This is a genomic window from Micromonospora sp. NPDC051300, from assembly GCF_044455315.1.
In the GTDB taxonomy this organism is placed as follows: Bacteria; Actinomycetota; Actinomycetes; order Mycobacteriales; family Micromonosporaceae; genus Micromonospora; species Micromonospora robiginosa.
On record NZ_JBITEP010000012.1, the window covers coordinates 1 to 3,971 of the forward strand.

The window sequence follows — 3,971 nt, forward strand, 5'->3', positions numbered from 1 at the left end:
TCACCGCCCACGCTTCGTCGGTCAGTTCGCCTCGACGTACCACCGGCACATCGTCAACGACCCACCGCTACAAGATCGGCAGGACACGCCCTAGGGGAACCGCTTCCACTGCCCCTCGGAGACGACCTCGACGACACCGCCGGCCACCGTGATGGCCGTCTGGTCGTCGATGGCGTACGCCGGACCGCCGACCTCGGCCGCCCACCGCTCCGCACCGGCCATGGTGTTGTCCGGCTCCAGACCCAGGTGCGGGAAGATCGAGAAGTCGACGAGGCCCAACGTGCGGTCGTCCGGCGCGGACCGCCACCCGACGAAGTCCGCGCCGACCCGGGGGGTCAGCACCATGCTCCCGGCACTCAACCCCACCCAGACGGTGTCCCGCAGCGACGGCAGGAGATCCGCCAGCCCGGACCGCCGCATCCAGTGCGACAGGTACGTCGCGTCACCGCCGTGCACGAGCAGGACGTCGGCCTCCCGCACCCAGGGGACCCACCGCTCCGCACCGATGCTGGGCAGCGCGGTCAGTTCGAGGACGCCGAGCGACTTCCAGCCCAGCCCGGTCATGGGCAGCGGCGTCTGACCGGTGATGAAGCGCCACGCCGAGGCCGGGCCGCCCGTGGGGTGACACGCCGTGGGGATGCAGAGGGCGTCGGACTCCGCGATCGGCTTGCCCAGCAGGTCGACCAGCGCGTCGCGGATGCTCGGGTTCTGGACGCCCGCGGATGTGAGAAGAAGCTTCACGCCTGCCTCCGGTACGTAGCGGTCATGACGCTCCCCCGGGGGCCAGGAGAGCGGGCGCACAGGACTGTCGACCGGGCACCGGAGCGAAACTCATCGCCGCTTCGACTGTGGGAAAAGAACGAAGCCCAGGTCGATGACCTGGGCTTCGATACCGAGCCGCCTGACGGAATCGAACCGTCGACCTACGCATTACGAGTGCGTCGCTCTAGCCGACTGAGCTAAGGCGGCAACGATCGTCAAGTGTACGGCACGCTCCGCCGGGCACCGAACGGGATCCCCCTCGTCCGGAACCGGACATCGGGCCACATCGCGCCCGGTTCGGGAGAGATTTCCCGGCCGACGCGGACTACCCTGCGGCGGGTGAGCGACGATCACGTACCGCCGCGCCAGCCGGACCCCGAGACGCGACCGGGTGAGCGGGCCACCCGGCGGCCGCACAGCCTCGACCCGCTGGAGCTGGGTTTCACCCCGCGCCGGCCGGTTCCGTGGCTCGCGCCGCTGCTGCTGATCAGCACCGGCCTGCGGACGCTGCTGGCCATGCTGTTCGGGGCGTACCTGGACAAGCGCGAACTGCAGAACGCCTTCGGCGACGACACGTTCCGGCAGGTCGGGCCGGACGGCGGGCTCTGGTTGGACTACGTGGCCGACCTGGGCGACGGCTTCGACGCCACCTACTCGATCGCCTACCTGCTCGCCCAGCCGGAGCTGACCGTGGACGGGCACCGGCTGCCCCGGGCGCAGACGCTGGTGATGGGCGGCGACCAGGTCTACCCGTCGGCCGGCTACGAGGCGTACGAGGACCGGAGCAAGGGGCCGTACCAGGCGGCGCTGCCGGTCGCCCCGCCGGAGCGTCCGACGCTCTTCGCGGTGCCGGGGAACCACGACTGGTACGACGGCCTGACCGCGTTCTTGCGCCTGTTCGTCCGGTCGCGGGACCGCCACTTCGGCGGCTGGGGCACCGGCCAGTCCCGCTCGTACTTCGCGATCGAGCTGCCGGCCGGCTGGTGGCTGCTGGGCCTGGACGACCAGTCCGGGTCCTACCTGGACGATCCGCAGCTCACCTACTTCGACGAGGTGGCCCGCAAGCTCACCCCGCGGTCCCGGGTGATCGTGGCGGTGCCGGCGCCGACGTGGGTCAAGGCCACGGATCACCCCAACGCGTACGACTCGGTCGACTACTTCATCCGTACCATCGTCGCGCCCACCGGGGCGCAGGTCCGGCTGCTGGTCTCCGGCGACCTGCACCACTACGCCCGGTACGCGGGCCCGGAGCGTCAGCTCATCACGTGTGGCGGCGGTGGCGCCTACCTGTATCCGACGCACAAGCTGCCGGAGAAGCTGGAGGTGCCGCCGCGGGACACGCTGACCCGGCGGGCCAGCCGCACCCGCGAGTACGAGTTGGCCGCCCGCTATCCGGAGAAGGCGCGCTCCCGCCGGTACGGCTGGGGCATCTTCGGGCGGCTGCCGTTCCGCAACCCGGGTTTCACCACGCTGCTCGGCACCCTGCACACGTTGCTCATGCTGGCCATGGCCGGGGTGGCGGCACAGCGGGCGGACTCCACCGCGCAGCGGCTGTTCAGCGTCCCGCTGGTGGCGATGCTCGTGGTGACGCTGCTGGGCGCGGCGTTCTTCGCCAAGCCGCCCAACGCGGGCGGCAAGCGGCACGCCCGGCACTGGATCCTCGGGGTGGCGCACGGGGTCGCCCACGTGGCGCTGGCCGCCGGCGGCACCTGGCTCTGGCTGCACCTGCCGTTCTACGAGTGGCCGTGGCCGTTGCCGGCGGTCGCGGCGGTGGTGCTCTACGGCCCGGTCAGCGGGCTGGTCGCCAGCCAGTTGGTGGCGCTCTACCTGCTCGTGGCGGGCGCGTTCGGGGTGAACCTGAACGAGCTGTTCGCCGCCCAGGGCATCGAGGACTCGAAGGCGTTCCTCCGGTTCCGGTTCGACCCGGACGGCACCCTGACGATCTACCCGATCGCCGTGGACCGGGTCTCCCACGCCTGGCAGCTCAATCCGGACGACACCCCCACCGCCTCCTGGCTGACCCCGAGGACTCCCCTGGCCCCCCGCCTGGCCGAACCCCCCATCACCCTCCGCTGACCCCGGCCCGGGAGGTCAGGAGGAGGGGTTGTAGTGCTGGTCGTGGGACTGGCGGGGAGCGCAGACGGAGGCGCGGCTGCACTGGCAGCGGGAGCCGTCGGCGTCCAGGCGGACCGTGACGGCGTCACGCGGGACGCTGTGGCCGACCACCTTGCCCTCGCCCTGGGGCGTGTCGACGCGCGTGCCGACCGCCGGGGCCGACTCCTGGAACCGCTGGTAGAGCGGGTGCTCGTATTTCAGGCAGCACATCAGCCGCCCGCAGGCGCCGGAGATGCGCAGCGGGTTGAGCGGCAGGTCCTGGTCCTTCGCCATCCGGATGGTCACCGGCTCGAAGTCGGTCAGGAAGGTGGCGCAGCACAGGTCGCGCCCGCACGAGCCGATGCCGCCCTGCACCCGGGCCGAGTCGCGGGCGGAGAGCTGCCGCAGCTCGACCCGGCAGTGCAGGGTCGCCCCCAAGTCGCGCACGAGGGACCGGAAGTCCACCCGGTGCGGCGCGGTGAAGTAGATCGTGGTGCGGTCGCTGCCCGTCTCCGGCGTGCCCAGGACGTGGTCGACGGCGACCACCTTCATCGGCAGGCCGTGCTCGCGGATCAGCCGCTTGGCGGCCACCTTGGCGTCGGCCTTGCGCCGGCGTAGCACCTCGTCACGGCGCAGGTCGTCGTCGCCGGCCGGCCCGGCCAGCTTCGGGAAACCGTCGGTGTCCTCGCTGACCCACTGCGCGGCCCAGACGCACTCGGCCACCTCCGGCCCGTCGTCGGTCGGCACCAACACCCGGTCGCCGACCTGCGGGCGCAGCTCGCCCGGGTCGAGATAGTAGAGGCGCCCGTACCGGTTGAAGCTGACCGCGCAGAGCATGCCCATGTGCCCCACCCTACGCGGACCCGCGTGGCCGGTCGGCCCACCGGTCGCCGTCCGGTCACACCGCGCAGCGATCCATCCCGGTCGAACCGACCGAAGCGACCCCCACGCCTCGCCCGGACGGTTGAAACCTGGGCCGGTCCCGGGACAAACGCCTGCCGACCGCGTTGAGTGAAGGCATACCTGCGGGGGGTGCAGGGGAAGGCCACGGCGTGGGCGGCCCGGGGCCCCGCCCCGCCCGGGGGGGGGGGGCCGCCCCGGGGCGCCGCGAACCG

The 3,971-nt window shown here is 72.1% G+C and carries 3 protein-coding genes and 1 tRNA gene; 1 reads left to right on the top strand and 3 read right to left on the bottom strand.

Annotated features, from left to right (window positions below):
• Nucleotides 1–90: 90 nt before the first annotated feature.
• Entirely contained in the window at nt 91–741 is a 651-nt protein-coding gene (locus tag ACIA5A_RS15460; RefSeq protein WP_396761798.1) for a Type 1 glutamine amidotransferase-like domain-containing protein, read from the bottom strand.
• Nucleotides 742–895: 154 nt separating this feature from the next.
• Nucleotides 896–969 (bottom strand) — tRNA-Thr (locus ACIA5A_RS15465).
• Nucleotides 970–981: 12 nt separating this feature from the next.
• On the opposite strand from ACIA5A_RS15465, the gene ACIA5A_RS15470 reads away from it, so the two are divergent.
• Entirely contained in the window at nt 982–2,838 is a 1,857-nt protein-coding gene (locus tag ACIA5A_RS15470) for a metallophosphoesterase family protein (RefSeq protein WP_396761801.1), read from the top strand.
• A gap of 15 nt (nt 2,839–2,853) precedes the next feature.
• On the opposite strand, the gene ACIA5A_RS15475 is transcribed toward ACIA5A_RS15470, so the two are convergent.
• Nucleotides 2,854–3,699 (bottom strand): stage 0 sporulation family protein, encoded by an 846-nt coding sequence (locus ACIA5A_RS15475; RefSeq protein ID WP_396761804.1) that lies wholly within the window; start codon nt 3,697–3,699, stop codon nt 2,854–2,856.
• Nucleotides 3,700–3,971 lie beyond the last annotated feature (272 nt).